27 protein-coding genes and 2 tRNA genes are annotated in these 26093 nt (G+C 70.0%); 13 read left to right on the plus strand and 16 right to left on the minus strand.

Translation table 11 applies throughout. The features are described 5' to 3' along the window. Positions 1 to 12: 12 nt before the first annotated feature. Entirely contained in the window at positions 13 to 852 is an 840-nt protein-coding gene (locus AC1DWP_RS00935) for a sulfurtransferase (protein WP_477612580.1), read from the minus strand. A 38-nt stretch (positions 853 to 890) separates the two neighbouring features. On the opposite strand from AC1DWP_RS00935, the gene dusB reads away from it, so the two are divergent. After that, positions 891 to 2120 carry a tRNA dihydrouridine synthase DusB gene (gene dusB / locus AC1DWP_RS00940; protein WP_477612581.1) on the plus strand — a complete coding sequence of 410 codons (1230 nt, stop codon included), beginning with the start codon at positions 891 to 893 and terminating at the stop codon, positions 2118 to 2120. 4 nt (positions 2121 to 2124) lie between these two features. Here dusB and pdxR read toward each other — a convergent pair whose 3' ends face one another. Beyond that, complete coding sequence (gene pdxR / locus AC1DWP_RS00945) at positions 2125 to 3561, minus strand: MocR-like pyridoxine biosynthesis transcription factor PdxR (protein ID WP_477612582.1); 1437 nt, start codon at positions 3559 to 3561, stop codon at positions 2125 to 2127. Positions 3562 to 3641: 80 nt separating this feature from the next. On the opposite strand from pdxR, the gene AC1DWP_RS00950 reads away from it, so the two are divergent. Genes AC1DWP_RS00950 through AC1DWP_RS00960 form a run of 3 tightly spaced genes read left to right on the plus strand, consistent with a single transcriptional unit; the run spans position 3642 to position 6888 of the window. After that, a complete protein-coding gene (locus tag AC1DWP_RS00950; RefSeq protein ID WP_477612583.1) occupies positions 3642 to 5048 on the plus strand; it encodes an APC family permease in 1407 nt (468 codons plus the stop codon). Further along, entirely contained in the window at positions 4966 to 5649 is a 684-nt protein-coding gene (locus AC1DWP_RS00955) for a YdeI/OmpD-associated family protein (protein ID WP_477612584.1), read from the plus strand. Before AC1DWP_RS00950 ends, AC1DWP_RS00955 begins: the two co-directional genes overlap by 83 nt. A 9-nt stretch (positions 5650 to 5658) precedes the next feature. Further along, complete coding sequence (locus AC1DWP_RS00960) at positions 5659 to 6888, plus strand: deoxyguanosinetriphosphate triphosphohydrolase (RefSeq protein ID WP_477612585.1); 1230 nt, start codon at positions 5659 to 5661, stop codon at positions 6886 to 6888. Positions 6889 to 6928: 40 nt separating this feature from the next. Here AC1DWP_RS00960 and AC1DWP_RS00965 read toward each other — a convergent pair whose 3' ends face one another. The 3 genes from AC1DWP_RS00965 to AC1DWP_RS00975 are packed head-to-tail and all read right to left on the minus strand — an operon-like array spanning position 6929 to position 10601. Further along, positions 6929 to 7966: an ABC transporter ATP-binding protein gene (locus AC1DWP_RS00965; protein ID WP_477612586.1), complete on the minus strand. Its 1038-nt coding sequence runs from the start codon at positions 7964 to 7966 to the stop codon at positions 6929 to 6931. Then, a complete protein-coding gene (locus tag AC1DWP_RS00970; protein WP_477612587.1) occupies positions 7963 to 9528 on the minus strand; it encodes an ABC transporter permease in 1566 nt (521 codons plus the stop codon). The genes AC1DWP_RS00965 and AC1DWP_RS00970 overlap by 4 nt, the downstream gene beginning before the upstream one ends. Before the next feature lie 14 nt (positions 9529 to 9542). After that, positions 9543 to 10601 (minus strand): extracellular solute-binding protein, encoded by a 1059-nt coding sequence (locus AC1DWP_RS00975; protein WP_477612588.1) that lies wholly within the window; start codon positions 10599 to 10601, stop codon positions 9543 to 9545. Positions 10602 to 10800: 199 nt separating this feature from the next. Between AC1DWP_RS00975 and dnaG the strand changes: the two genes are divergently transcribed. From dnaG to AC1DWP_RS00990, 3 genes are all read left to right on the plus strand, one after another. Next, complete coding sequence (gene dnaG, locus AC1DWP_RS00980; protein ID WP_477612589.1) at positions 10801 to 12747, plus strand: DNA primase; 1947 nt, start codon at positions 10801 to 10803, stop codon at positions 12745 to 12747. Further along, the gene (locus AC1DWP_RS00985; RefSeq protein ID WP_477612590.1) at positions 12747 to 13262 is read left to right on the plus strand and encodes a hypothetical protein; all 516 of its coding nucleotides are present in this window, start codon (positions 12747 to 12749) and stop codon (positions 13260 to 13262) included. Before dnaG ends, AC1DWP_RS00985 begins: the two co-directional genes overlap by 1 nt. Positions 13263 to 13348: 86 nt before the next feature. Beyond that, positions 13349 to 13421, plus strand: a tRNA-Asn gene (locus AC1DWP_RS00990). A gap of 79 nt (positions 13422 to 13500) precedes the next feature. Here AC1DWP_RS00990 and AC1DWP_RS00995 read toward each other — a convergent pair. The 4 genes from AC1DWP_RS00995 to AC1DWP_RS01010 all read right to left on the minus strand — a co-directional run bounded on the left by AC1DWP_RS00995 (position 13501) and on the right by AC1DWP_RS01010 (position 16831). Next, complete coding sequence (locus AC1DWP_RS00995) at positions 13501 to 14382, minus strand: amino acid ABC transporter permease (RefSeq protein ID WP_477612591.1); 882 nt, start codon at positions 14380 to 14382, stop codon at positions 13501 to 13503. Next, on the minus strand, positions 14379 to 15044 hold the full coding sequence (locus AC1DWP_RS01000) for an amino acid ABC transporter permease (RefSeq protein WP_477612592.1): 666 nt from the start codon (positions 15042 to 15044) through the stop codon (positions 14379 to 14381). Before AC1DWP_RS01000 ends, AC1DWP_RS00995 begins: the two co-directional genes overlap by 4 nt. Before the next feature lie 99 nt (positions 15045 to 15143). Next, positions 15144 to 15986: a glutamate ABC transporter substrate-binding protein gene (locus AC1DWP_RS01005; protein WP_477612593.1), complete on the minus strand. Its 843-nt coding sequence runs from the start codon at positions 15984 to 15986 to the stop codon at positions 15144 to 15146. Between the two features lie 104 nt (positions 15987 to 16090). Next, entirely contained in the window at positions 16091 to 16831 is a 741-nt protein-coding gene (locus AC1DWP_RS01010; protein WP_477612594.1) for an amino acid ABC transporter ATP-binding protein, read from the minus strand. A 330-nt stretch (positions 16832 to 17161) separates the two neighbouring features. On the opposite strand from AC1DWP_RS01010, the gene AC1DWP_RS01015 reads away from it, so the two are divergent. The 3 genes from AC1DWP_RS01015 to AC1DWP_RS01025 all read left to right on the plus strand — a co-directional run bounded on the left by AC1DWP_RS01015 (position 17162) and on the right by AC1DWP_RS01025 (position 19281). Further along, entirely contained in the window at positions 17162 to 17284 is a 123-nt protein-coding gene (locus AC1DWP_RS01015; protein WP_477612595.1) for a hypothetical protein, read from the plus strand. A gap of 429 nt (positions 17285 to 17713) precedes the next feature. Continuing rightward, on the plus strand, positions 17714 to 18160 hold the full coding sequence (locus AC1DWP_RS01020) for an acyltransferase (protein ID WP_477612596.1): 447 nt from the start codon (positions 17714 to 17716) through the stop codon (positions 18158 to 18160). Further along, on the plus strand, positions 18157 to 19281 hold the full coding sequence (locus AC1DWP_RS01025; RefSeq protein ID WP_477612597.1) for a hypothetical protein: 1125 nt from the start codon (positions 18157 to 18159) through the stop codon (positions 19279 to 19281). Before AC1DWP_RS01020 ends, AC1DWP_RS01025 begins: the two co-directional genes overlap by 4 nt. Here the strand turns inward: AC1DWP_RS01025 and AC1DWP_RS01030 are convergent. The 3 genes from AC1DWP_RS01030 to AC1DWP_RS01040 form a co-directional block, all read right to left on the minus strand. Then, a complete protein-coding gene (locus tag AC1DWP_RS01030) occupies positions 19200 to 19637 on the minus strand; it encodes a GtrA family protein (protein WP_477612598.1) in 438 nt (145 codons plus the stop codon). The genes AC1DWP_RS01025 and AC1DWP_RS01030 overlap by 82 nt on opposite strands. Next, positions 19586 to 20029, minus strand: coding sequence for a helix-turn-helix domain-containing protein (locus tag AC1DWP_RS01035; protein WP_477612599.1), 444 nt, complete (start codon positions 20027 to 20029; stop codon positions 19586 to 19588). Before AC1DWP_RS01035 ends, AC1DWP_RS01030 begins: the two co-directional genes overlap by 52 nt. 177 nt (positions 20030 to 20206) lie before the next feature. Beyond that, positions 20207 to 20283: transfer RNA gene (locus AC1DWP_RS01040), tRNA-Ile, on the minus strand. Positions 20284 to 20415: 132 nt separating this feature from the next. On the opposite strand from AC1DWP_RS01040, the gene AC1DWP_RS01045 reads away from it, so the two are divergent. From AC1DWP_RS01045 to AC1DWP_RS01055, 3 genes are all read left to right on the plus strand, one after another. Beyond that, complete coding sequence (locus AC1DWP_RS01045; protein WP_477612600.1) at positions 20416 to 20871, plus strand: hypothetical protein; 456 nt, start codon at positions 20416 to 20418, stop codon at positions 20869 to 20871. 128 nt (positions 20872 to 20999) lie between these two features. After that, positions 21000 to 21515 carry a DUF3145 domain-containing protein gene (locus AC1DWP_RS01050; protein WP_477612601.1) on the plus strand — a complete coding sequence of 172 codons (516 nt, stop codon included), beginning with the start codon at positions 21000 to 21002 and terminating at the stop codon, positions 21513 to 21515. A gap of 94 nt (positions 21516 to 21609) precedes the next feature. Continuing rightward, positions 21610 to 22230, plus strand: coding sequence for a hypothetical protein (locus tag AC1DWP_RS01055; protein WP_477612602.1), 621 nt, complete (start codon positions 21610 to 21612; stop codon positions 22228 to 22230). Positions 22231 to 22352: 122 nt separating this feature from the next. Here AC1DWP_RS01055 and fabF read toward each other — a convergent pair whose 3' ends face one another. The 4 genes from fabF to AC1DWP_RS01075 all read right to left on the minus strand — a co-directional run bounded on the left by fabF (position 22353) and on the right by AC1DWP_RS01075 (position 26047). Further along, positions 22353 to 23597, minus strand: coding sequence for a beta-ketoacyl-ACP synthase II (gene fabF / locus AC1DWP_RS01060; RefSeq protein ID WP_477612603.1), 1245 nt, complete (start codon positions 23595 to 23597; stop codon positions 22353 to 22355). Between the two features lie 115 nt (positions 23598 to 23712). Then, positions 23713 to 23961, minus strand: a complete 249-nt coding sequence (locus AC1DWP_RS01065; RefSeq protein ID WP_056923461.1) for an acyl carrier protein — start codon at positions 23959 to 23961, stop codon at positions 23713 to 23715. A gap of 96 nt (positions 23962 to 24057) precedes the next feature. Then, positions 24058 to 25077, minus strand: coding sequence for a beta-ketoacyl-ACP synthase III (locus tag AC1DWP_RS01070; protein WP_477612604.1), 1020 nt, complete (start codon positions 25075 to 25077; stop codon positions 24058 to 24060). A gap of 1 nt (position 25078) precedes the next feature. Then, positions 25079 to 26047 (minus strand): ACP S-malonyltransferase, encoded by a 969-nt coding sequence (locus AC1DWP_RS01075; RefSeq protein ID WP_477612605.1) that lies wholly within the window; start codon positions 26045 to 26047, stop codon positions 25079 to 25081. Positions 26048 to 26093: the final 46 nt, after the last annotated feature.

The following is a 26093-nucleotide window of genomic DNA, read 5'->3' on the forward strand; positions in this document are numbered from 1 at the left end:
AGCGCAGCGGGCTCAGTCGCCCGTCGCGACCGGACGGCTCGGGTCGGTGATCCACTCGCTCCACGACCCTGCGTAGAGAGCCGCCTCGATGCCCACTTCGTGGAGGGCGAGCACGGTGTGCGCGGCGGTGACCCCCGACCCGCAGTAGGCCACCACCGGTCCCGACGTCGGAAGTCCCTTGCGTGAGAACAGCTCTCGCAGGTCGTCGGCACCCAGGAACCGTCCGTCCGGGCCGACGCTGTCGGTCGCGGGGGCGTTGACGGCACCCGGCACCCGACCTGCCACGGGGTCGATCGGCTCGGTCTCGCCACGGAAGCGCTCGGGCGTCCGGACGTCGAGGAGCACGCCGTCCCTGGCTGCCGTGGCTGCTCCGACCGCATCGATCACGGGCATGCCGCCGGCGTGTGCCTCGAACGCGCCCGCGCCGGGTGCGGGCAGCTCCGACGTCACCGGACCACCTGCGGACCGCCAGGCCGCGAGACCGCCGTCGAGAACCCGCACGTCGCGAGCCCCGAAGTGGCGCAGCACCCACCACGCCCGGGCCGCGGCATACGACGGGCCCTGGTCGTAGACGACGATGCGCGAGTCGTTCGCGGCACCGCACCGCTGCGCCGCCGCGGCGACGGCGTGTGCCTGGGGGAGCGGGTGACGACCTCCGCGCCCGGGCGGCCCGGCGAGCTCGGCGTCCAGGTCGACGTGGTGGGCACCCGGGAGGTGCTCGGCGGCATACAGCTCTCGCCCGGGCGGGCCGGCTGCACTGGTGAGGTTCCACTGGACGTCCACGAGGACGACTGCACCCGGATCCCGGGTGAGGTCTGCGAGGAGCTCGGCGGCGCTGATCAGGGCACGCATTCGGCCAGTCAAGCACCAGATGGGACACTGGTGCCGCCATGACCACGACCTCAACGCGCTCCGCCCCGCAGCAGCAGGCGTCGACCGCCGTCCTGCCTCCGCTGCAGATCGGCCGGCACACCATCGAGTCCCCGGTCGTGCTCGCCCCGATGGCCGGCATCACCAACCGGGCATTCCGCAAGCTGTGCCGCGAGTACGGCGACCAGGGGCTCGACCAGGGCGGCGCCAGTGGCGCGACCTCGCTCTACGTCAGCGAGATGATCACCTCGCGCGCCCTTGTCGAGCGGACGCCCGAGTCGATGCGGCTCATCGAGCACGACCCCCAGGAGAACCCGCGGTCGATCCAGCTCTACGGCGTCGACCCAGCCACCGTCGCCGCGGCGGTGCGGATGCTCGTCACCGAGGACCGCGCCGACCACATCGACCTCAACTTCGGCTGCCCCGTCCCCAAGGTGACCCGCAAGGGCGGCGGCGCCGCCCTGCCCTGGAAGCGCGACCTCTTCCAGGCCATCGTCACCGGCGCGGTCCGGGAGGCCAGCCCGTATGCCGTGCCCGTCACCGTGAAGATGCGCAAGGGCATCGACGACGAGCACCTGACCTACCTGGAGGCCGGGCTCATCGCCGAGCGCGCCGGGGTCGCAGCCGTGGCCCTGCACGGTCGCACCGCCTCGCAGGCCTACTCGGGCGAAGCCGACTGGAGCGCCATCGCGCGACTCAAGGAGACCGTGCGGAGCATCCCGGTCCTCGGCAACGGCGACATCTGGTCGGCCGAGGACGCCGTCCGGATGGCCCACGAGACGGGCTGCGACGGCGTGGTCGTCGGGCGCGGCTGCCTGGGTCGTCCCTGGCTGTTCACCGACCTGGCGGCGGCCTTCGCCGGGACGCCGGCTCGTGTCGAGCCCACCCTCGGCGAGGTGACGGCCACCATGCGCCGTCACACCGAGTACCTCATCGACTTCTACGGCGACGAGTACAAGGCCTGTCGAGACATCCGCAAGCACATCGCCTGGTACCTCAAGGGATTCCCGGCAGGTTCCACAGTGCGCCACCAGCTGGCGCTCGTCGACTCGCTGGCCGCGCTGGACCGGCTGATCGCCACGATGGACGCCTCGGCCCCCTGGCCCGGTGATCCTGCCGAGGGGCAGCGCGGGCGCGCTGGATCACCCCGACACGTCGCCCTGCCCGAGGGCTGGCTCGACAGCCAGGAGCTCAGCGAGGCCCATCGCCTGGCGGTGTCCGAGGCCGAGCTGTCCGTCTCCGGCGGCTGAGGGGCTACAGCGGGAGGACGGTCGCGAGACGGCGGATGGCTTCCGGGACCTGCTCGACCGTGACTCGACGGAACCCCATCGCGAGGCCCGGCCTCGGCGGGGTGTCGAGGAACCGTACGGACACCGGCTCGAGCGACACACCGGCCTCCCACGCGGCCGATGCCACCGCCACGTCGTCCACGGTCCGGTCGACGAAGTAGGCGCACAGGTGCAGCCCAGCTGCCGACGGGAGCAGCTCGAGGACACCCGCCGGAAGGCTCTGCAGACCGTTCACGAGGGCGGCGCGGCGCTCGGTGTAGATCCGGGTGACCCGGCGGACGTGCGCGGCGAGCAGACCTTCGGCCATGAACCGCGCGAGGGCGCCCTGGGTGACGGCATCTCCCTGCCAGTCCGTCAGCAGCTTGGCCTGTCGCAGGGTGTGCTGGAGGGACTGGGGTGCGATGAGGTAGCCCACCCGCAGCGACGGCATCAGGGTCTTGGAGAACGACCCGACATAGACGACACGCCCGTCCCGGTCGAGGCTCTGCAGTGGCGCGAGCGGCCTGTCCTCGAACCTGAACTCGGAGTCGTAGTCGTCCTCGACGATCACCGCGTTCCGTCGAGAGGCCCACTCCAACAACGCGATCCGCCGCCGCAGTGACATCACCGCCCCGGTCGGGAACTGGTGGGACGGGGTGACGTAGACCATCCGGGCCGTGCGCGGGAGCTCGTCGACGACGAGACCCTCGGCATCCACGCGCACCCCCTGGACCCGGGCGCCGTGCGAGACGAACAGCCGCGTCGCGGCGGTGTACCCCGGGTCCTCGACGACGACGACGTCACCGGGGTCGAGCACTGACCGCGCGACGACGTCCAGCCCCTGTTGGGCGCCGTTGGTGAGCAGCACGTCCTCCGGGCCGGCGACGACGGAACGGGACAGGCCGGCATACCGTGCGATCTCCCGCCGCAGTGCGGCGTCCCCTTGGCCCTCGTACGCAGAGGCGGCCAGCAGGGAAGGACGGAGGGTGGCCGAGACGAGCCGCCGCCAGACCGCGAGGGGGAACAACGAGGTGTCGGGACCGCCGACGGACAGGTCGAACTCGGCCGCCGGCGAGTCGAGCACCGGGGGAGGCAGGGTCGACCAGACGGCGCGTGGACGCACGTCGCCCACCGGTGCGCTACGGGTGCGGTGCGGTCGGGCCTCCCTGCTCACGAAGGTGCCCGAGCCCACTCGTGTCGCCAGGAAGCCCTCGGCGGTGAGGCGGTCGTAGACCGTGGTGACCGTGCCGCGCGACAGGCCCAGCTCGGCAGCGAGCTCGCGAGTGGGCGGCACCCTCGAACCCGCGACCAGCCGTCCGTCGACAATGGCCTCGAGCAGGTGCTGGTAGAGGGTCGAGGCCCGGTCGCCGACGACCACGCCGTCGAGCGACAGGCCCAGCTGCGGGCGCAGGTGCGGGTTCACTCCGCCAGCCTAGATTGGTCCAATCAGGATGGCCAGAACTGGCTCTTCGCACGGGTCCAATCGACCGGCACGCTGGAGGCATGGCCAAGACCAGCACGACCCCCGACGCCACCCCCGACTCCGCCGCGACCAAGGGCAGGGGCACCCGGCCGTTCGGGCTGTCCGTGCCACAGGGGGCGGCCCTGTCGATCGGCGCGGTGCTCGGCACGGGCGTCATCACGCTTCCGGCCCTCGCTGCGGGCATTGCCGGACCGGCCTCGCTCGTCGCCTGGGCGGCCCTGGTGCTGCTCAGCGTCCCGCTCGCGTCGACCTTCGCCGCGATGGGTGCGCGGTTCCCCGACAGCGGTGGGGTCTCGACCTATGTGCGGGGTGCCTTCGGGCCCAAGGCCTCCGCAGCCGTCGGCTGGTGCTTCTACTTCGCGGTGCCGGTCGGGGCGCCGCCGGCGTCGCTGATGGCAGGTGGCTACGTTTCCGATGCGGTGGGCGGTGGGCGCGCGGTGGCGGTCGCTGTCGCGGCTGGCCTCATCGTCGGCGTCGGGCTGATGAACGCCGCCGGGCTGCGCCTGTCGGGGCGCATCCAGCTGGGCCTCACCGCAGTCCTCGCCACGCTGATGGTGGTCACGATCGCCGCCGCCCTGCCGCATGCGCGAGTGGACCACCTCCAGCCCTTCGCCCCCCACGGCTGGGCCGCCGTGGGGTCGGCAGCTGCACTGCTGGTCTGGGGGTTCGCAGGCTGGGAGGCTGTTGCGTCCCTCGCCGGGGACTACCGGCGCCCGTCCCGCGACGTGCCCAGGGCCACCGCTGTTGCCGTGGTGGTCGTGGGCACTCTCTACCTCGCCCTCGCTGCCACCAGCCTGATGGTGCTCGGGCCTGCCACCGGTTCCAGCGAGGCGCCGCTGTCCGACCTCCTCGCGGCGGGCGTCGGTGGACGGGTGCGCGTCGTCACCGCCGTGGTGGCCGTCCTCCTCACGGTCGGTGCCATGAACGCGTACTACGCCGGCGGGTCCCGGCTGGGGGCCGCGCTGGCCCGCGATGGTGCGCTTCCCGCATACCTCGCCGTGGGCGCCGGCGCCGGTGAGGTGCCACGACGGAGCCTGGCCCTCATCGCGGGGCAGTCGGTGCTCTGGCTGACCGCCGGCGAGGTGCTGCACCTGGGCATGACGCCGTTGATGCTGCTGGCCACCGGCTGCTTCACGCTCGTGTACGTGCTCGGCACGGCAGCGGCGGTGCGCCTGCTCCCGCGGGGCACCAAGGTGTGGTGGACCGCACTGGCCGCACTGACGTCAGTGCTCGGGCTGCTGGTCATGAACGGCTGGCACGTGCTGTGGGCACTCGGCATCGCCGCGGCAGCGGTGGGGTACCAGACCTGGCGCGGGCGTCGGACCGTCGTGGCAGGCTTCGCCCATGACGAGGAAAGGCACGCCCAGCCAGATCGGCACACCGGGCGGGACACCGGAGAGGCCTGCGACGTTCTTCTCGGGGCCTGAGGAGTTCGCGGCCTGGCTGGCGGCCAACCACGACACCGCCACGGAGCTCTGGATGGGCCTGTACAAGAGGCACGTCCCAGACCGCGGGCTCACCTGGGAACAGGCCGTCATCGAGGCGCTGTGCTGGGGTTGGATCGACTCGGTCGCGCAGCGCGTCGACGAGGACACGACGCGGCAGCGCTGGACCCCGCGCAAGCGCACGAGCAACTGGAGCTCGATCAACATCGCCTCGGTCGAGCGGCTCAAGGCGGAGGGGCGGATGCAGCCGCCCGGGTTGGCCGCCTACGAGCGGCGCCGCGACGACCGCTCCAGCATCTACTCCTACGAGAACCGAGGCGACCTCGAGCTGCCGCCGGAGTATGCCGCGCAGCTGGCCGGCGACGCGGCCGCCAGCGCCTTCTGGGAGGTCGCCACGGAGACCTACCGGAAGCACGTCGTGTACTGGGTGCTGACGGCCAAGCAGGCGGCCACCCGCGACAAGCGGATGGTCCAGCTGGTGGAGGACTGCGCGGCCGGCCGGCTGATTCCGAGCCAGCGCTACGGCACCCAGCCGAAGTGGGTGGAGCGAGCCGCCGAGGCCGCGCGGGCCGCCCAGCCGTAGGCTCGCGGCGTGGCATACAGCTCGGTCGACCGTGAGCGCTGGGTGCGGGAGGACCCTGCCACCAAGCGGGCCGACCGCGACGACTTCGCCCGTGACCGGGCCCGGCTCGTTCACTCCGCGTCGCTGCGCAGGCTCTCGGCCAAGACCCAGGTGGTGCAGCCCGGCGACGACGACTTCGTCCGCAACCGGCTCACGCACAGTCTCGAGGTCGCCCAGATCGGCCGCGAGTTCGGCCAGGCGCTGGGGTGCAGTGCCGACGTCGTCGACTCGGCCTGCCTCGCCCACGACCTCGGCCACCCACCCTTCGGTCACAACGGCGAGCGCGCCCTGGATGACGTCGCCCGCGACATCGGGGGCTTCGAGGGCAACGCACAGACGCTGCGCCTGTTGACCCGTCTGGAGCCCAAGCGAGTCCATCCCGACGGCCGTCCTGCAGGTCTCAACCTCACCCGCGCCACCTTGGATGCGGCCACCAAGTACCCCTGGGTGCGTGGCGAGAGCACCACTCCCACAACGAAGTTCGGCGTCTATGCCGATGACGTGCCGGTGTTCGACTGGTTCCGCGATGGCAGGGCCCCTGGGGAGCGCTGCATCGAGGCCGACGTCATGGACTGGTCCGACGACGTCGCCTACTCGGTGCACGACGTGGAGGACGCGATCGCCTCGGGCCGCCTGGACGTGCGACGGCTGCGTGACACGACCGACGTGGACTCGGTGCTGGCCGTGGCCACCGGGCTCTACGCCGCCGACCTGGGCGTCGACGCCCTCGGTGCGGCGCTGGAACGCGTGCTGGCCAGCGGCGCCGTCCCCACGGCATACGACGGCTCGCGGGTGGACCGGGCGGCGCTCAAGGACATGACCTCACGGCTCATCGGGCGGTTCGTCCACGGGGTCGAGGTGGCCACGCGCGAGCGGCACGGCGACGGGCCCCTCACCCGGTATGCCGCCGACCTGGTGGTGCCCGACCAGACCCGTGCGGAGTGCGCCGTCCTGAAGGCCGTGGCCGCCCACTTCGTCATGAACGCCCTGGAGCGGGTCGACGTGCTCACGAGGCAGCGGGAGGTCGTGGCCGACCTCGTGGCGGCCTACCAGCAGGACCCGGTCTCGCGTCTGGACCCCGACCTGCTCGGTGACTGGAAGAACGCCGAGTCCGATGCTGCTGCGCTGCGCGTCGTCGTCGACCAGGTGGCCTCACTCACCGACGTGCGTGCGGAGTACCTGCACCGCGCCTGGAGCTGACCCGAGCCGTCCCCCCCCGGGATGGCGCCGCGACGACCCGTCAGGGTGCCTCGAAGGCCCGCGCCTCGCCGACCACCGAGAGCCCGACGATCGAACCGGTGTGGGGTACGTCCGAGCCGTTGACGCGGGCTGTTACCACCGTGTGGTCGGCCTGCAGCCGCAGCGCCACGAGGGCGTCGTGCCCGAAGTAGGTCGTCGACAGGACCTCGGCGCAGGGGATGCCGGGCGCCATGTCGCGCAGCACGATCTGCTCGGGACGGATGAGCACGTCGACCGTGCCCGCGGGAGCCGGCTGGTGGACAGCGAGCCGCCCGAGCGCGGTGCTGACATCTGTGCCGTCCGCGCTACCGCGAAGGAACACCGCGTCTCCGAGGAAGGCGGCCGCGTGTCGGTCCGCAGGGGTGCCGTAGACCTCAGCAGGTGTCCCGACCTGGGAGAACCGGCCGTCGTGCATGATCGCGACCTGGTCGGCGAAGGACAGCGCCTCGGCCTGGTCGTGGGTGACGAGCACGACCGTGACGTCCTCGTGGGCCAGCGCCTGCGCGACGGCCTCGCGGGTCGAGGACCGCAGCCCGGCATCGAGGGAGGAGAACGGCTCGTCGAGCAGCACGACCGTGGGGCGCCTGGCGAGGGCCCGCGCCAGCGCCACCCGCTGCTGCTGGCCACCCGAGAGCTGGTCGGGGCGGCGGGTCGCCAGGTCGGGGGAGAGACCCACGAGCTCGAGCAGCTCACCGACGCGCTCGCCCGCCCGCCGAGCGTGTCGGGGGAGTCCGTAGGAGACGTTGGCCCCGACGCTCAGGTGGGGGAACAGGTTGCCCTCCTGGGCGACGTAGCCGATGCCTCGCCTCTCCGGCGCCACCCACACGCCCGGGCCGGCCACCGTCCGGTCGCCGAGCTGAACCACTCCTTCGTCGGCAGGCTGGAACCCGGCCACCACGCGGAGCAGCGTCGTCTTGCCGCAGCCCGAGGCGCCGAGGATCGCTGACGTGGTGCCGGACGGCACGACGAGGTCGAGCCCGTGCAGGACGGGTCGTCCGTCGTAGGACGCGGCGACGCCCGAGATGCGCAGCGTGGTCACAGTGCGGGCTCCTCGTCGGGTCGGCGTAGCAGGAGGTAGGTCAGGGGGGCGGACACCAGCACGAGCGCAGCGGCGTAGGGCGCCGCACCCGCGTAGTCGATGCTCTCACTCGCGCTCCAGAACGCCGTCGCCAGTGTTTGCGTGCCGGTCGGGGCGAGCAGCAGCGTGGCGGTCAGCTCGGTCGACGTCGCGATGAACACCATGGCGAAGCCGGCCAGCGCCCCGGGCGCCGTGAGGGGCACCAGGACGCGCACGAAGGCCCGGAACGGTCCGTCACCCAGGGCCCGTGCGGCTTCCGTGAGCTCCTCGGGCGCGTGGGCCATGGCCGCCCGGATGCTCACCATGGCGCGGGGGATGAACAGGATGGCGTATGCCGCGACGAGGACGACGCTGGTCTGGTAGACCGGGCGGGCGTAGCGGACCGACAGGGTGACCAGTGCGAGGGCGATCACCACCCCGGGCAGGGACGAGGCCACGTAGGTGGCGCGCTCGACCAGGACGGACAGCCACGTGCGACGCCGGGCGATGAGCCAGGCCACGGGGAAGGCGGCGACCACCGTGACCACGCCCGCGAGGAGGGCCAGGCGCAGCGTGCCCCACAGGGTCGTCACGAGCTCTGCCGGGTCGAAGGCGCTCTCCGTGAGGCCCCCACTCCCGGCGCGGAACCAGTAGACGAGGCTCCCGAGCGGCACCCCGAGGGCCAGCACCGTCAGGGCGCCCATGCCCAGCAGGGCCGGAGCCGTCCACCTGCCGAGCCTCGCGGGGAGGGCTCGACGGGCGGCGCCGCGGCCAAGTCGCGCATGCCGCACCGTGCCGCGCAGCAACAGCTCGACCGTCAGCAGCCCGAGGCACAGGGCGATCAGCACCACGGCGAGCAGGCTGCCGGCACTGTTGCTGAAAGCCACCTGGAACTGTTCGAGGATCGCCGTCGTGAACGTGGGGAACCGCAGCATCGCGAGCACGCCGAACTCGGACAGCAGGTGGAGCGAGACGAGGAGCATGCCGCCGAGGGCGGCGGGCCGCAGCTGGGGCAGGACGGCGCGGAAGAAGGACCGCCAGGGACCCAGACCCAGCGACCGGGCAGAGTCCTCGAGGCTCTGGTCGAGCCCCCGCAACACCGCCGCCACGGGCAGGAAGACGAACGGGAAGTACGACAACGTCGTCACCAGCACGGCCCCACTCAGGCCCTGCAGCTCGGGACGCACCGTCACCCACGCATAGGAGTTCACGAACGCCGGCACGGCCAGTGGGCAGACCATCAGCACCCGCCAGAACCTCGCACCGGGCAGCGAGGTCCGCTCCACCAGCCAGGCGGCAGCGATGCCGATCGCTGTCGTCAGCGAGACCGTGAGCACCACCAGCGACCCGGTGTTGCGCAGCAGCTCACCGACCCGCGGCCGCCACAGGAGGTCCCAGGCCGGTCCCCAGCCGATGTCGAACGCCTTCACGGCCACGACCACGAGCGGCAGTACGCACACAGCCGCGACGAGCAGGCTGGCCGCGACGACCGCTGCGGGGGTGGGGTTCGAACGACCCCGTCGTGGTGTGTGCAGTGGACTCATCGGGAGTACGGCACCTAGAGGATGCCGGCGGTCGTCATCAGCTCGATGACCTTGGGGCCGTTGAGCTTGAACGGGTCCACGCGCGGCGCCTCGAGGGTGTCAAGGGGCTCCAAGGCCTTGTCGGAGGCCACTGCGTTGCCCACGGCATACTCCTTGGCGTCGCTCGTGGCGAGGATGCCCTGGCCCTCCTTGGACGTCACGAAGGCAAGGAACTTCTGCGCGTTCGCGGCCTGCTTGGTGGACTTGAGCACCGCGCCGCCGGAGATGCTGACGAACGCACCCGGGTCCTGGTGGCGGAAGTAGAGCAGCTTGGTGTTCTTGCTGCCGGCCTTGGTGAGCGCCTGGTCGCGGTACCAGTAGTAGTGGTACATGATCCCGACCGGCACCTGTCCGGCGTTGACGGCCTTCATGACGGCGATGTTGTTCTGGTAGATCTGCGCACCGTCCTTGAGGCCCTTGAGCCAGGCGGCGGTCTTGGCCTCGCCCTGGGTCTCGAGGATCGCCGAGACGATGGCCTGGAAGTCGGCACCCCCGGCGGCCGCGCCCCACTTGCCCTTCCACTTCGGGTCCTGCAGATCCATGATCGACGTCGGCAGCTCGGCCTCGGTGATCTTGCTGGGGTTGTAGACCAGCACCGTGGAGCGGGCGGCGATGCCGACCCACTCGTGCGTCGACGGCGCGTACTCGGCGCCGACCTGGCTGATGGTGGCGTCGTCGACCTTCGCGAGGAGCCCGGCGTTCTGCACCGTCGTCATGGCGGGGGAGTTCTCGGTGAGGAACACGTCGGCGGGGCTCTTGGCGCCCTCCTGGACGATCTGCGCCCCCATCGAGGAGTCCGACCCGTAGCGGATCTGCACCTTGACCCCGGTGTCTTCCTGGAACTTCTTCGCCCACGCCTGGGTGAGGTTCTCGTGCTGTGCGCTGTAGATCGTCAGCTTGTCCGGATCGAGGTTCTTGCCTGCCTCGAGGCTGCCGTCGCCGCCGCAGGCCGCCAGGGCCAGGGTGGCTGTGGTCGCCAGGGCGAGCAGGGCGGTCCGTCGACGGATCACGGTGGTGGTTCTCCTGAACAACATGGGGGACGAGAAGGCAAGGCTTACCTTACCTTTGACGTCGTGGACCGCCCAAGTCCGGGTATGCCGCGTGGCTGGCTGCCGTCTGGCTGCCGTTCTGGCCGGGGGCCATGGACCCGGCCACGCGGCATACCTGACCTGTGGAGGTGGGCCACGCGGGGCGGGCCGCACAGCCTAGACTCGGCCCCGACAAGGAGGGCCAGTGCCGGGTCGGATCAAGGCCGACGACGTCGCGCTCGTGAAGGAGCGCTCGTCGATCGAGGACGTCGTGCGCGAGCACGTGACCCTTCGACCTGCCGGACCGGGCTCGATGAAGGGGCTGTGCCCGTTCCACGACGAGAAGTCCCCGTCGTTCAACGTCCGTCCGACCGTGGGTGCCTGGCACTGTTTCGGCTGCGGCGAGGGCGGCGACGTCATCTCGTTCGTGCAGAAGGTCGAGCACCTGACCTTCACCGAGGCGATCGAGCGGCTCGCGCAGAAGCTCGGCATGGAGCTGCACTACGAGGAAGGCGGCAAGCCGGGCGGCGGGGAGTCCCTCGGACGGCGCTCGCGGCTGGTCGAGGCGCACCGCGTGGCGCAGGAGTTCTACCACCACGCGTTGCTCAACGCCCCCGAGGCCAGGGCCGGCCGCGACTTCCTGCGTGAGCGCGGGTTCGACAGCGAGGCCGCGAAACGGTTCGGCGTCGGGTTTGCCCCACGCGGCGGCGAGGACCTGTCGCGCCACCTGCGGTCCAAGGGTTTCACCGACGAGGAGCTCGTCCTGGGCGGGTTGTCCGGGCGCGGGAGTCGCGGGCTCTACGACCGGTTCCGAGGGCGGCTGGTCTGGCCGATCCGCGACATCACCGGTGACACGGTCGGGTTCGGCGCGCGGCGGCTCTATGACGACGACCGGATAGCGGCCAAGTACCTCAACACGTCCGAGACCCCGATCTACAAGAAGTCGACCGTGCTCTACGGTCTGGACCTTGCGAAGAAATCCATTGCAGGAGAACGCAAAGCGGTCATCGTCGAGGGCTACACCGACGTCATGGCCTGCCAGCTGGCCGGCATCGAGGGTGCCGTGGCGACGTGTGGCACGGCCTTCGGCGTCGACCACATCAAGATGCTGCGCCGCATCATGCGCGACGAGGTCGACCTCGCGCCGGCCCGGGTCGTGTTCACCTTCGACGGAGATGCGGCGGGGCAGAAGGCCGCGATGCGGTCGTTCGCCGAGGACCAGCGCTGGGCGTCCCAGTCGTTCGTCGCAGTGGCCGACGGGGGCATGGACCCCTGCGAGCTGCGGATCGCCAAGGGTGACGATGCCGTGCGCCACCTCATCGACGACGCGGTGCCGATGTTCGAGTTCGCGGTGCGCACGACGATCGACCGGTTCGACATGGTGACGGCCGAGGGGCGGGTGCAGGCCATGCGCGCGGCCGCGCCGATCGTCAACTCGATCCGCGACAGCTCGATGCGTCCCGAGTACATCCGTACGGTCGCGGGCTGGATCGGGGTCGAGGTCGAGCAGGTGCAGGCCGAGGTCTCCCGCGCCCAGCGGATGGCTGCACGGGACGCCAAGGAGGCTGCTGACGCGCCCGCCGGCCGCGAGCGACGTCCCGACGCCGACACCGTGCCTGAGCCCTCGATCGAGGAGGCCCGGGCGGCCCTGCCGACGCCGGACCTGCGTGACCCGATCGTCTTCGCCGAGCGCCAGCTGCTCCAGACGCTGCTGCAGTACCCCGACAGCTTCACCACCGACGACGTCGACAAGGTGTCGGCCGACGCGTTCACCGCCCCGGCTCACCGAGCGGTCTTCGACGGGGTGCGCGGTGCGGGTGGGCCACAGCGCGGGCTCTCGGTGCAGGCGTGGGCCAACCGGGTCATCGAGGCCGCGCCCCTGGCGGTTCACGGCCTCGTCGCCGAGCTCGCCGTGGCGCCCTTGCCCACCCGCATGGACAGGGCGACCGGCCTGCCCGAGCGTCGCTACATCGACGCCCTCCTCACCCGCGTCCAGGAGGTCTCGCTGACCCGCCGGATCGCCGACGCGATGTCGGCGATGCGGCGCATGGCGACCGACTCGCACTCCGACCCCGCCGCCGCGCGCACGCTCAGCAGCGAGCTCCAGGACCTCCAGCGCGAGCTCGCGACGCTGCGCGACAGGGCCTCCTGATGGCGCTCTCGCTGAGACGCCCCGAAAAGCTGCCCGCCCCGGTCAGCGAGGCGGTCGGGCTGTCCGGGGGCGAACGCGTGCTCAGCTGGGGTCGGGAGGTGGCCACCGGCGCCATCGTGGTGGCCACCAACCGTGCCCTGTATGCCGTGGACGCAGCGGGCGCGCGCACGCTCGCCCGCCCGTGGCACGAGGTGGACGGGGGCACCTGGTCGCCCGAGCTCACCCAGCTGACCGTGACCTGGGTGGATGGTTTGAAGCCGTCGCAGTGGGTCCTCGGAGCCACCAGCCTTCTCCCTGAGACGCTGCGCGAGCGCGTCCAGGCGAGCGTCGTCCTGGCTCAGCGGATCGAGCTCGGCCCGCAGCGGTGGGCCAAGGCGGTCCTGCGTCAGGACCTGGCCACGGGCGACCTTGTCGAGCAGGTGGTGCTGGGCCGCGGGGTGCGCGCCGACGACGCCGAGATGACTGCCCGCACCGAGGCCGCGCTGGCCTACCTGCGCGAGCAAGTCGGACGCTGACAGCACGGGCCCGGCCGTTTTCAGAACTGCGCGCATCCTTTGCTATGGTTGCGCAGCGCCGAACGCGGGGGACCGCAGACGGACATTCCCCTGTAGCTCAATTGGCAGAGCAGCCGACTGTTAATCGGCAGGTTGTTGGTTCGAGTCCAACCGGGGGAGCCCGCCACACCACGAGGCCCCAGACCATCAGGTCCGGGGCCTTCGTCGTGCACTCTCGAGTCAGGGAGGTCGCGCGTGGTCAGGTGGCAGCGCCCTGGCCGGCGTCAGCCGGCGCGGGGACGGCTGTCGCCTCGTGGAGGGTCGTGCGGCCACGCTTGGACAGGCGCTTCTCGATGCGGCCCGCCACCACCGTCAGCGCGTAGTTGATGAGGATGAACAGCACCGCCGCCACGAGGTAGGCCTGCAGCACGTTGGCGAAGGCCGAACCCAGGGTCTTGGACCAGTTGAGCAGCTCGAGGTAGGTGATCGCGTAGCCCAGCGCCGAGTCCTTGAGGATCACGACGAACTGGCCGATCAGGGCGGGCAGCATGGCGGTGAGCGCCTGCGGTAGCTGGATCGACCGGAGGGTCTGCGACGCGGTCAGCCCGATCGACAGGCCCGCCTCCGACTGGCCTTTGGGCAGCGAGAAGACACCAGAACGAACCAGCTCGGCAATGACCGACCCGTTGTAGAGCGTGAGGCCCGTGACGACACCCGCCAGGGGAGCGGTCTCTGGCGGGAACAGCCCGCTCCGGGAGTAGAGCCCGTAGCTCGCGATCATCATGATCAGGACGGGGACAGCGCGGAAGAACTCGACGACGATGCTGCTGACCCAGCGGACGGGGGCGATCTGCGACAGCCGGCCGATCCCGAAGAGGAGCCCGAAGGCGCCGGCGAGCAGGATCGAGATGAAGGCCGCCTTGAAGGTGCCCCAGAGCCCCTTCAGCAGGTAGTCGCGCCACACCGAGCGGTCTGTCAGGAACGGCTTCCACTGGTCGGCCTCGAGCTGACCCGCGTCCTTGAGCTTGCGGACGACTAGGAAGGCGATCGCGATGACGAGGAGGACGCCGAACACCGAGAGGATGGCGTGGCGTCTGCGGGCCCGGGGACCCGGCGCGTCGAACAGGACGTTGGCGCTCATCGCTTCACCGCCAGCCGACGGGACATCGTCGTGAAGAGCAGGCCGAGGGGGAGGGTCAGGATGACGAACCCGATGGCGAAGATGAGGAACACGATGAGGCCACCGGTCTCGTTCTCGATGATGACCGCCATCAGGTTGGCCGCCTCGGCGACCCCGACGACAGCGGCCACGGTGGTGTTCTTGATGAGGGCGATGAGGGTGGACCCCAAAGGAGCGATCGATCCGCGGAAGGCCTGTGGCAGCAACACTTCTCGCATGCTCTGGCCAAAGGTCAGGCCGATGGCGCGGGCAGCCTCGGCCTGACCTGCGGGGATGGTGTTGACGCCCGACCGCAGCGCTTCGCACACGAAGGACGCGTGGTAGATCGAGAGCATCACGATGGCCCAACGACTCGCGTTGCCGGTGATCGACGACGGGTCGAGGTTGAGCCCCAGGATGTAGGTCAGGCCCAGGACGCTGAGGACCACGAGCAGCGTCAGTGGTGTGTTGCGGAAGATGTTCACGTACCCCGTGCCAAGCAGTCGCAGGACGCGCACGGGAGACAACCGCATGATGCCGACGATGGTGCCGAGCACGAGTGACCCGATCGCCGAGAAGAAGGCGAGATAGACCGTCATGCCGAAGGCACCGAGAACGTCGTACTTGCTCAGGATGTCACCCATGCAGGAAACCTTCCGTTGCTGTGGGGGTGCAGTCCGAACGCTTCGGTATGCCGCCCGCTCGGGCGAGCGGGCGGCATACCGACAGCGGTGTGGAACCGGTCAGGAGCAGGCGTCCTGCTTGGGCGGGTTGGTGGCCGCGTCGACCTTGAACCCGGCCGGGCCGAGGTTCTTGTCGACGGCTGCCTGCCACGCGTTGGAGCTGATCATCTTGCCGATGGCCGTGTTGATCTTCTCGCAGGTGGCCTTGTCACCCTTCTTGAGGCCGATGCCGTAGCGCTCCTCGGAGAAGGTCTTGCCGACGACCTTGAGCTTGCCCTTGTACTGCGCCTGCGAGGCGTAGCCGGCCAGGATCGTGTTGTCGGTCGTGAGGGCGTCGACCCCCTTGGACACGAGGGCGGTGACGCACTCGGAATAGGTCCCGAACTCCTGGAGCTGGACGCCGGGGTACTTGTCCTTCACCTTCTGGGCGGACGTCGACCCGGTCACCGAGCAGAGCTTCTTGCCGGTGAGTGCTTCCGGTCCGGTGATGGTGGAGTCGTCGGCGCGGACGAGGAGGTCCTGACCGGCGATGAAGTACGGGCCGGCGAAGGAGATCTTCTCCTTGCGCGCGTCGGTGATCGAGTAGGTCGCGACCACCATGTCCACCTGGCCGGTGGAGATCAGCGTCTCGCGCTGGGCCGAAGGTGCCTGGACGAACTGGATGTCGGCCGCGTCGTGGCCGAGCTCCTTGGCGACGTAGGTCGCGACATCGACGTCGAGGCCGGTGTACTTCGAGCCCTCCTTGAGCCCGAGTCCGGGCTGGTCGAACTTGATGCCGACCTTGAACTTGCTGCCGCCACCACCGCCACCCGAGCCGGTGTCCTTGGCGCTGTCGCCGCAGGCGGTCAGGCCGAGCGCGAGGACCGATACGGCGGTCACTGCGCCAATCCGACGAATCTTCATTCCGTTTCCTCCTGATGTGTTGCCGCTGCGCTGGTGCGCCCCGGTGTGCAGTGCAGTGCGGGTCTGGATTGTCAGTGGGTCCTTGTTGTCAGTGGGTCAAATGGTCAGTGCGTCAGGATCTTCCCGAGGAAGTCCTTGGCGCGATCCGACTTGGGCGTGGTGAAGAAGCCCTCTGGGGTGTTCTCCTCGACGATCTGCCCGTCGGCCATGAAGACCACCCGGTTCGCTGCCTTGCGGGCGAAGCCCATCTCGTGGGTGACGACGACCATGGTCATCCCGTCCTTGGCCAGGGCCACCATGACGTCGAGGACCTCGGTGATCATCTCGGGATCCAGGGCCGAGGTGGGCTCGTCGAAGAGCATCACCTTGGGGTCCATGGCGAGCGACCGTGCGATGGCCACCCGCTGCTGCTGGCCGCCGGAGAGCTGGGCCGGGAACTTCTGCGCCTGGTGGGCGACGCCCACCCGCTCGAGCAGCTCCATCGCGCGCTTCTCGGCCTCCGCCTTCGGGACCTTGCGCGCCTTGATCGGCCCCAGCGTGACGTTGTCGAGGATCGTCTTGTGAGCGAAGAGGTTGAACGACTGGAACACCATCCCGACGTCGGCACGCAGCTTGGCCAGCTCCTTGCCCTCCTCGGGCAGGGGAACTCCGTCGATGGTGATCGAACCGGTCTCGAAGGTCTCGAGCCGGTTGATGGTGCGGCACAGCGTCGACTTGCCCGACCCCGAGGGGCCGATCACGACGACGACCTCGCCCTTGCCGATGGACAGGTTGATGTCCTGGAGGACGTGCAGCTCGCCGAAGTGCTTGTTGACGCCCTTGAGAACGACCAGTGGCTCCGTCATGTCCGGCAACCTACCGGTTTGTCGCGATCAACGGATCCCTCAGGCAGCCACCGTCATGCAATAGCAACCCGACGTGAACTGGCCCTCAGGCGGGAAATGCTGGCGGGTAGCCGCCGGTGGCGCGACGGTAGTCACGCAGCGTGATGCCGAGGAACGTTGCGGCACAAGCCACGAGGTGACGTAGCCACTTCGCCGGTGTGACGGACATCGAGGCCCAGCAGCCCAAGTCGGGCCGTTCGTCATGGGGTCCGCCTCATCCGTTCGGTGAGACCTCCCGTCGGCGCGCTCGATGTGGCGCGCAAAGGCGGAACGGGTTTGTAGCCTTTCCGCATGAGTGAGTCGAGTCCCCCCGTCAGCGACGCCAGGACACTGTCCGCCGAGGAGCGTGCCGACCTGGTGCGCTTGCTCCGCCACGGTGCCTGGCGTCCGTTCGGCGGCCCGCAGGGCGAGTAGGCCCGTTGCACGCGACCAGGACAACCGGGAGCGTCAAGGATCAGCCGAAACAACTGTCAAGCATCAGCCGAAGTCATTTCGACACTGGTGGGGCAGGTCGGGCTTGAACCGACGACCGACGGATTATGAGGGTGTCGTGACCTGCAGTTATGCGCTCTCGGCACGCGTTGCGGACGCCCGAGCGGCACCTACCGGGGCAGGCTGGTGCGCCGAACCATCCGTCCATTGTGCTCGATGACCCCGCCGACGCGGCCGTCCAGAGTTGCCATCCATCTGCGGCCAGCTGCTGGCACCAGGTCTCGAGGTCGCCTTCGGAGCCGTCGAGCGGGTAGTCGAAGAGCCGGTAGCGCCACATGCTGCTGAGGGTATGCGGCGATGGTGTCGCCCGAACTCCTGCGAACCGGTACATACCCATCTAGGTTGGCACCCATGTCTCTGAAAGCAGCCCTGCTCCACCGTGTCGCCGACTGGGTCCCCGACGACACCATGCGCTCCAAGGTCTACCGGGCATCCGGGCTCACGATGGGCACCGACGTGTTCATCGGCGAAGGGGTCCTCTTCGACAAGCTCTACCCCGCGAACGTCGTCATCGGTGACCGGGTCGCGATCGGCGCCAGGTGCATCATCACTGCGCACCAGACGACCGTCACCGCCCGCGACCTGTCCGTGCTGTACCCGGACAAGCAGTTCACCACGACCATCGAGCACGACTGCTGGCTGATGCCCGGCGTCACGATCACACCCGGCGTCACGATCGGGCACCACTCCGTCATCGCCACCGGGGTCGTGGTCCACAAGGACGTGCCGCCCTACTCGGTCGTCGTCGGCTCCGGGTTCCGGATCGCGAAGACCATGGACCCCAAGGACTTCGCGTGAACAGCCTCGCCTACCAGCAGTGGACCCCAGACCCGGCCGAGCGTGACCTGGTGAAGTCGCTCATCGTGACCTACGAGGGTGACGAGCGACGGTTCTGGGTTGAGGGCGGCCGCGTGCACGTCGCCTGCGACTGGTGGGCATACGAGCGGTGGGCACTGCTCGAGGAGGCGCTGCCGGCGCAGCAGCCGACCTACTCCAAGTCCTCGCTGATCCCCTACACCAAGATCCCCTTCGAGCTGCGGGTTCACCTAAACCGGGTGAGGATCGCGCTCCTGCGAGCGCGCGCCGAAGACGACGGCTTCCCAGCCGACCCTGTCGAGACCAGCGTCGACCTGTTCCGCCGCGACCTGTGGGCCGCCGCGGCCGAGCTCGCCGGCGCCACGGTCCACGAGGCCCCGCAGCGGCAGCTCGTGCTGACCCACGACCTCGACGAGGAGTACGGGTGGCCAGGGGTTGGCCAGATCCGCCAGGTCGAGCGTGACCTGGGGGTCGTGTCGGCCACCGGGGTCCTGTCGCAGCGCTACACCCTGCCCGAGTCGGCACTGCAGGGGCTCGTCGACGACGGGTGTGAGGTCTTCTCCCACGGCTACCTGCACGACGGAACGCTGGCCTTCCTCCCGGCTGACGAGCTGCGGCGGCGCCTCGGTCACTTCTTCGAGGCGTACCCGTCGATGCGTGGGGTCGTGCGGGGCTTCCGCGCCGGCCAGCTCGTCCGCAGCCAGCACATGTTCAAGCACGTGGGCGAGTTCTTCGACTACGACATGACGCCACCGACGACCGAGGTTGGCGGCGCCCACGGGTGGCGCACCGGATGCGCCACGACCGTGCCGTTCGTCGACGACCACGGGCTGCCACACCTGCCCCTGTCGATCGTCCAGGACTACTTCCTCCAGTTCATCGACCGGATGACGCCGGCGCAGATCACCGCGCTCTGGGTCGAGTCGACGCAGGCCGTCTGGGACGCTGGCGGTGTGGCCGTTCACCTGGTCCACCCGGACAACGTGCGTCGGCGCCCGCAGCTGCTGGCGGCATACCGGGACTACCTCGAGGTCGTGCTCGACCGTGGAGCCGAGGTGCGCCTTCCCGGGGACGTCATGACCAGCCTCGGCGTCAGAAGGTAGTTGCTGAAGAACAACGTGACGACGGCGATGATCTTCGCGACCCGGTAGTCGAGGCCTGTGCTGGTGAGGCCGAGGACGATCGCGAGGGTGGCTGCGATGTTCACGCAGCCGAGGAGTAGGTAGCGAACGACACGGCCTGTCTCGCCGGCGTTGTCGTCCTGGGGGAACACCCAGACGCGGGTGAGGGTGTAGTGGACGACGCCCCCGATGATGTACGCCGCCGCGGTGGCTGCCCCGAGCGGTATGCCAGCCGTCTTGAGGAGGATGAGGATGCCGAAGTCGACGGCGAAGCCGGCGCAGCCTGTCAGGCCGAAGCGGATGAGTCGAGGACCGTGCTGGGCGATGGTGCGACGCACAGGCTGAGTGTGCCAGCCTCGGCAGTCCGGGCATGACGAAACCGCTCCTCCCACCCGAAGGTGAGAGGAGCCGGTTTTGTCCCGCGTCGGCGTCGTGCGCCCGGGTCGATCAGATCGGCGCGGTGCAGCGCCTGGTACACCCCGGACTCGCTGGGGACCGCGACGATTCCGGCCCGGGCCAGCTCGTACACGATCCGCCGCGGGCCCCACTGAGGGTGGGCACGCCGCATCTCAAGCAGCAGCACTTCCACCGCCGGGTCTATCTGATGCGAACAGCTTCCAGGCCGGTGGGAGCGGTCGGCCAGCTCCTCCAAACCGCCCAACTCGTACTTGGCCAACCACTCGTGAAGGGTTTGCCACGAGACCGACCAGGCGGCCCCGACCTCCTTCACCGGGCGGCCGTCACTGATGACGCCAGAACAGCCTGTACCGCTGCTCAGCCACGCTCATCTCCCTCATCAAGGGAGTGTCAAGGATCAGCCGAAGTAGGTGTCAACCATCAACCGAAACACTGTCAGGCATCAACCGAAGCCACAACGGTCAAGCATCAGCCGAAGTCATTTCGACACTGGTGGGGCAGGTCGGGCTTGAACCGACGACCGACGGATTATGAGTCCGCTGCTCTGACCGACTGAGCTACTGCCCCGGCACCAGCTCGGCGTTCACCGGCTGGGCGCCGTGAGCCTACCGCCCGGCGCACAGGCAACCCACGGTCTGGGGAGGTCCCTGTCACAGAGCGCGGTTGCACGGTGGAGCTCCACCACCGAAGGAGCACCTCATGAAGATCCGAATCGTCCCCGTGGCCGCCGGTCTCGCTGCCGCCGCCGGCATCGCCCTCACCGGAGCGTCCCTGGCCAGTGCCGACGCGACCTCACCGACGTCGACCGTTGCCGCCTACGGCCAGGTAGCGCCAGGGGAGGCGCCCCAGGGCAACGGCAACACCGACCCCAGCAAGCCGATGCGCTCCGACGAGACGTTGCTCACCGGCGACGTGGCGGCCAAGGTCACGGCCGCGGCCAAGGCCAAGGAGCCCACCGCAACGATCGAGCGCGTCGAGACCGACTCCGACGGGGTCTACGAGGCACACATGGTCCGCACCGACGGCACCCACATCATCGTGCAGATCGACAAGAGCTACGCGGTGACCAACGTCCAGGTCGGCGGCGCCGGGGGACCGGGTGGCGGTGGAACGGCGCCGACCGCACAGTCCGCGGAGTCCAGCTCGACCACCTGAGTGGGAACGCCCCTGGTCACTCCAACCAGGGACCAACCACCAGAGGTGCCGGTATGCCGCGAGCAGCCAGGCCAGCAGGTGACGAGGTTCGTGGGGAAGACGTCCCTCGCACACCAAAGGAGGCCCGGATGTCTGTCGCGATGCCGCGTGTCATGACTCGCGGGGTGGTGTTCATTCACTCCACCCCCAAAGCGCTGTGCCCGCACATCACCTGGGCTCTGGAGGCCGCGCTCGACGGCCGGGTGGCCATCGACTGGACGCCCCAACCTGCCGGTGCCGCACTCGTCCGCGCGGAGCTCGCGTGGGCAGGGGTGCAAGGCACCGGCGCCAAGCTCGCCTCGACCCTGCGTGGCTGGGACAACCTGCGCTACGAGGTGACCGAAGAGCCCAGCGCCGGGTCGGACGGCTCACGCTGGTCCCACACCCCCGCCCTCGGGATCCACCACACGTGGACCTCGGCCTCCGGCGACGCGGTGATCAACGAGGACCGGCTGCGCGAGGTCCTGCGGCTGTCCCAGGGCTCCCCCGAGGCGATGGCCGAGATGGTGGAGGAGCTGCTCGGCACCGACTGGGACGCCGAGCTCGAGCCGTTCCGGTATGCCGGGGACGGGGCTCCGGTGCGCTGGTTGCACAAGGTGGGCTGAGCTCGTCCGACGGGCCGCGCTGACCTGCACGTTTCGAGGATTCGTTCCCACCTTCGGTAACCTGTCGCGCTGACCGACGACTCTGGAGGAACGTGTGACCCGCCCCAACCTGCTCCTGGGGGCGCTGGCCGCAGTCTGTGGGGGGACGCTGCTGTGGTGCGCCCAGCTCATCCTGGCCGCCGACCTACCCCGCGGGGCGCACATCGCATCGTGGGGCCTGTGGGTGGTGGCAGCGGTGGCTGTCCTGACGCTCATCGCCTATGTTCGCGAGTTCCTGCGACACCGGCAGCAGGCCGGGCGTGAGGCCAGCTGGAAGCCCCTGCCGTCGTTGGTGCTGCTCTGGATCGGCGGGCTCACGGCCCTGCTGTCCTTCGCCTTCATCCTGCCCCACAAGGACTCGTCGGATGGCGCCTCAGCACCGGCCAAGGCGGGCACCTCCTTGTCCGCCCAGACCATGACGCCACCCTCGTCGACCCCTACCGCGGCATCGGACGTGACTCGGCCGGTGACGTCCTCGACCTCGTCGCGGTCCAAGTCGTCCCGGACCGTCCCGCCTGCCCCCGCCGCGACGACGGCGCAGCGCAGCTCCACGGGTGTCGCGCCGGCTCCGCGGTCCACGACCACGACCCCGACACCGTCCTCCACCACGTCACCCCTGATCGACATCCACATCTTCCCGACACAGTCCCAGCGGACGAAGCCGCCGCGTCACTAGCTGGCGGTCGGCGAGGGGACACGCCTCGCCGTGCGGCCTGAGACGACAGGCGCCCGCCCCGGATGGGGGCGGGCGCCAGTTGTTGGCTCGCGGCCGTGTGATCGCCTCGGCTGGAGCAGTGCCTAGACGCTGGTGAAGACCACCGCGACGTTGTGGCCACCGAAGCCGAACGAGTTGTTGAGCGCGGCGATGTCGCCGTCCGGCAGCGTGCGCGCCTCGCCGTGCACGACGTCGAGCTTGATCGCTGGATCGAAGTCGTCCAGGTTGATCGTCGCGGGTGCGAGCCGGTGGTGCAGGGCCAGGATCGTGAGGACGCCCTCGAGGGCCCCGGCAGCACCCAGAAGGTGACCGGTCATCGACTTGGTGGCGCTGACCGGCATACCGTCGGCGTCGTCACCGAAGGCGCGCCGGATGGCGTTGGACTCCGCCACGTCACCCACCGGGGTCGAGGTGGCGTGGGCGTTGACGTGGACGATGTCCTTGGGGGACAAGCCGGCCCGCTGGACGGCCTCGACCATGGCACGCGAAGCGCCGGCGCCCTCGGGCTCCGGGGCGGCGATGTGGTGGGAGTCGGCGGACATGCCCACGCCACCGATCTCGGCATAGATCTTGGCGCCACGAGCCTTGGCCGCTTCGTACTCCTCGAGCACGATCACGGCCGCGCCCTCGCCGAGGACGAAGCCGTCACGGCCGGTGTCGTAGGGGCGTGAGGCGCGCTCGGGGTCGTCGTTGCGGGTCGAGAGCGCCTGCATGGCGGCGAAGCCGGCGATCGGGAGCGCGTGGACAGCGCCCTCGGTGCCACCGGCGACGGCGATGTCGGCACGGCCGTTGCGGATCATCTCGTAGGCATACCCCATCGCCTCGAGCCCGGAGGCGCAGGCGGAGACGGGCGTGTGGGCGCCGGCTCGCGCGCCGATCTCCAGTGAGACGGCTGCCGACGAGGCGTTGGGCATGAGCATGGGCACGGCCAGGGGGAAGACCCGGCGTGGTCCCTTCTCCCGCAGGTTGTCCCACTGGTCGAGGAGCGTCCAGACGCCGCCGATCCCCGTGCCGATGCACGCGGCGAGACGTTCGGGGTCGACCTCCGGGGAGCCGGCGTCCGCCCAGGCCTCGCGGGAGGCGATGAGGGCGTACTGGGCGCTGGGGTCGAGCCGGCGCACCTCGACCTTGGTCAGCACGTCCAGTGGCTGGGTGTGGATCGTGGCGGCGAACTTCACCGGGAGCTCGTACTTCTCGACCCAGTCGAAGGGCATGGTCTTCGCGCCTGACCGTCCGGCCAGGATGGCGTCCCACGTGTCGGGGACGTTGCCGCCCACCGGGGTGGTGGCTCCGAGGCCTGTGACGACGACGCGTCGTTCGGCGGTCATGGCTGGGTCTGCTCCTTCGTCGAGGTGGTGCGGTGGCGGGGCGCCGGTTGCGGGGTGGCGGCCGAGCGACATCGGGATGCCGCGTGGCCGCCACCCACGCTGGGTTCAGACCGGCTCAGCCCTGGTTCTTGGCGATGAAACTGACGGCGTCGCCGACAGTCTTGAGGTTCTTGACCTCGTCGTCCGGGATCCGCACGCCGAACTTCTCCTCGGCGTTGACGACGATGGTCATCATCGACAGCGAGTCGATGTCGAGGTCGTCGGTGAAGGACTTCTCGGACTGCACCGACTCGGTGTCCAGCCCGGTCTCCTCGTTGACGATCTCGGCCAGACCCTCGAGGATCTCCTGCTCGCTCTGCGCCATCCGGCTCAGCTCCTTCATTTCTGTTGGTGTGACAGGTGGTCGTCACGTGTGGTCACTGCGGTGGCCCGGATCACCCGCGGGCCGGCGGGAGTCTGGTCAGGGGAGGACAACGACCTGCGCGGCATACACGAGCCCGGCACCGAACCCGATCTGCAGGGCCAGCCCGCCATGGGCCACCTCGCCCTCGCGGAGCATCCGCTCGGTGGCGAGGGGGATCGAGGCGGCGGACGTGTTGGCGGTCTCGGCGATGTCGCGGGCGACGGGGATGTCGGAGGGCAGCTTGAGCTGCTTGATCATCGCGTCGATGATCCGCATGTTGGCCTGGTGCGGGATGAAGGCGTCGAGGTCCTCGGCGCGCACCCCGGCGGCGTCGAGAGCCTTCTGGGCGACAGGTGCCATGCCCCAGACCGCCCAGCGGAAGACCGACTGGCCGGCCATGCCGATGGCGGGCCACCCCAGGTCGCCGTCGCGGACCTCGACCCACGAGTCGCGCTGCGAGATGGTCTTCCACTGCGACCCGTCCGAGCCCCACACGGTCGGGCCGATGGCGGGGATGTCCGACGGGCCGACGATCGCGGCTCCCGCGCCGTCGCCGAAGATGAAGGCGGATCCGCGGTCCGACATGTCGGTGAAGTCGGAGAGCTTCTCGACCCCGACGACGAGGACGTGGCGTGCGCTGCCGCCGCGAACCATGTCGCTGGCCAGGCTCACGGCGTGGCAGTAGCCCGCACAGGCGGCGGAGATGTCGAAGGCTGCGCCACGGATGCCGAGGCGGTCGGCAAGGATCGGTGCGGCTGCGGGCGTCTGGTAGGGGTGGGTGACCGTGGCCACGACCACCGCATCGACGTCGGACGCCTCGAGCCCGGCGGCGGTGAGCGCCTCACGGGTGGCTGCCTCGGACATGTCGACGACACTCTCGTCCTTGGCCGCGAACCGGCGGCTCTTGATGCCGGAGCGCTCCTGGATCCACTCGTCGGAGGAGTTGATCGCCTCGACGAGCTCGGAGTTCATGACGACGCGTTCGGGTCGGTAGCCACCGACGCCCATGATGCGTGCGTACGTCGCTCCCTCCGCAGGGGTGATGAAGCCGGTGCCCTTGGGGGCTGGTGCGGTCATGTCAGGCCTCTTGCGAGTCGGTCGGGAGGGAACGGGTGGGGGCGGGGTCTCCGCCGTGGTCGCGAACCAGCTGCTGGGCCGCCTCGAGGTCGTCGGGCGTCTTGACTGCCAGTGTGGCAACTCCGGGCATCGCGCGCTTGGCGAGGCCCACGAGGGTGCCTGCTGGGGGGAGCTCGATCAGCGCCGTGACGCCGAGGTCGACGAGGGTCTGCATGCACTGGTCCCAACGCACCGGGCTGCTGACCTGTCGCACGAGCCGGGCCAGCGTGTCGGACCCGCCAGCCACCGGTCGGCCGTCGGCGTTGGACAGGAGGGTGACGCCGGGGTCGCTGACGTCGAAGTCGGCGGAGAGCTGCTCGAGGGCGTCGACGGCAGGCGACATGTGGGCGGTGTGGAACGCGCCGGCCACCTGGAGCGCGATGACTCGCGTCTTGGCGGGGGGATCGGCGGCCAGGGCCGCGAGCTGGTCGAGGGTGCCTGCGGCGACGGTCTGGCCGGCGCCGTTGGCGTTGGCGGCGGTGAGGCCGTAGCGGCTGAGCGCCTCGGCGACCTCGACGGGGTCTCCCCCCAGGACGGCGCTCATGCCGGTCGGGGCGAGGGCGCTGGCGGCGGCCATCCCGGCCCCGCGCTCGCGGACGAACACCATGGCGTCGTGGTCGGACAGCGCGCCCGCGAAGGCGGCGGCCGTGATCTCGCCGACCGAGTGCCCGGCGGTGACCGCGACCACGGGCTGGGGGCCGTCGGGGAACAGGACGGCGGCGGCGGCCAGGCCCGCGGCGACGATGAGCGGCTGGGCGACTGCGGTGTCCTTGATGGTCTCGGCGTCCGAGGTGGTGCCGTGCGCCACCAGGTCGAGCCCCGCGACGTCGGAGAGCGACTCGAGCCGCTCGCGGAACGCCGGCAGCTCGAGCCACGGGGCGAGGAAGCCGGGGGTCTGGGAGCCCTGTCCCGGGCAGACGATTGCTAGCACGCTCCCAGCCTTGCGGTCCGGTCGTGACCTCAGCGTGACCGTTTGG

Source organism: Pedococcus sp. P2_F6, from assembly GCF_056403675.1.

Bases quoted from the DNA above. Each gene is read 5' to 3' on its own strand.
- AC1DWP_RS00995 (WP_477612591.1), bottom strand. From the start codon at position 14,382: ATGAGCGCCAACGTCCTGTTCGACGCGCCGGGTCCCCGGGCCCGCAGA.
- AC1DWP_RS01000 (WP_477612592.1), bottom strand. From the start codon at position 15,044: ATGGGTGACATCCTGAGCAAGTACGACGTTCTCGGTGCCTTCGGCATG.
- AC1DWP_RS00970 (WP_477612587.1), bottom strand. From the start codon at position 9,528: ATGAGTCCACTGCACACACCACGACGGGGTCGTTCGAACCCCACCCCC.
- AC1DWP_RS01070 (WP_477612604.1), bottom strand. From the start codon at position 25,077: ATGACCGCACCAGCCCCCAAGGGCACCGGCTTCATCACCCCTGCGGAG.
- AC1DWP_RS00955 (WP_477612584.1), top strand. From the start codon at position 4,966: ATGACGAGGAAAGGCACGCCCAGCCAGATCGGCACACCGGGCGGGACA.
- AC1DWP_RS00975 (WP_477612588.1), bottom strand. From the start codon at position 10,601: ATGTTGTTCAGGAGAACCACCACCGTGATCCGTCGACGGACCGCCCTG.
- AC1DWP_RS00950 (WP_477612583.1), top strand. From the start codon at position 3,642: ATGGCCAAGACCAGCACGACCCCCGACGCCACCCCCGACTCCGCCGCG.
- AC1DWP_RS01005 (WP_477612593.1), bottom strand. From the start codon at position 15,986: ATGAAGATTCGTCGGATTGGCGCAGTGACCGCCGTATCGGTCCTCGCG.
- AC1DWP_RS01050 (WP_477612601.1), top strand. From the start codon at position 21,000: ATGTCTGTCGCGATGCCGCGTGTCATGACTCGCGGGGTGGTGTTCATT.
- AC1DWP_RS01045 (WP_477612600.1), top strand. From the start codon at position 20,416: ATGAAGATCCGAATCGTCCCCGTGGCCGCCGGTCTCGCTGCCGCCGCC.
- AC1DWP_RS01065 (WP_056923461.1), bottom strand. From the start codon at position 23,961: ATGGCGCAGAGCGAGCAGGAGATCCTCGAGGGTCTGGCCGAGATCGTC.
- AC1DWP_RS01020 (WP_477612596.1), top strand. From the start codon at position 17,714: ATGTCTCTGAAAGCAGCCCTGCTCCACCGTGTCGCCGACTGGGTCCCC.
- fabF (WP_477612603.1), bottom strand. From the start codon at position 23,597: ATGACCGCCGAACGACGCGTCGTCGTCACAGGCCTCGGAGCCACCACC.
- AC1DWP_RS01015 (WP_477612595.1), top strand. From the start codon at position 17,162: ATGAGTGAGTCGAGTCCCCCCGTCAGCGACGCCAGGACACTGTCCGCC.
- AC1DWP_RS00935 (WP_477612580.1), bottom strand. From the start codon at position 852: ATGCGTGCCCTGATCAGCGCCGCCGAGCTCCTCGCAGACCTCACCCGG.
- AC1DWP_RS01010 (WP_477612594.1), bottom strand. From the start codon at position 16,831: ATGACGGAGCCACTGGTCGTTCTCAAGGGCGTCAACAAGCACTTCGGC.
- dusB (WP_477612581.1), top strand. From the start codon at position 891: ATGACCACGACCTCAACGCGCTCCGCCCCGCAGCAGCAGGCGTCGACC.
- AC1DWP_RS00985 (WP_477612590.1), top strand. From the start codon at position 12,747: ATGGCGCTCTCGCTGAGACGCCCCGAAAAGCTGCCCGCCCCGGTCAGC.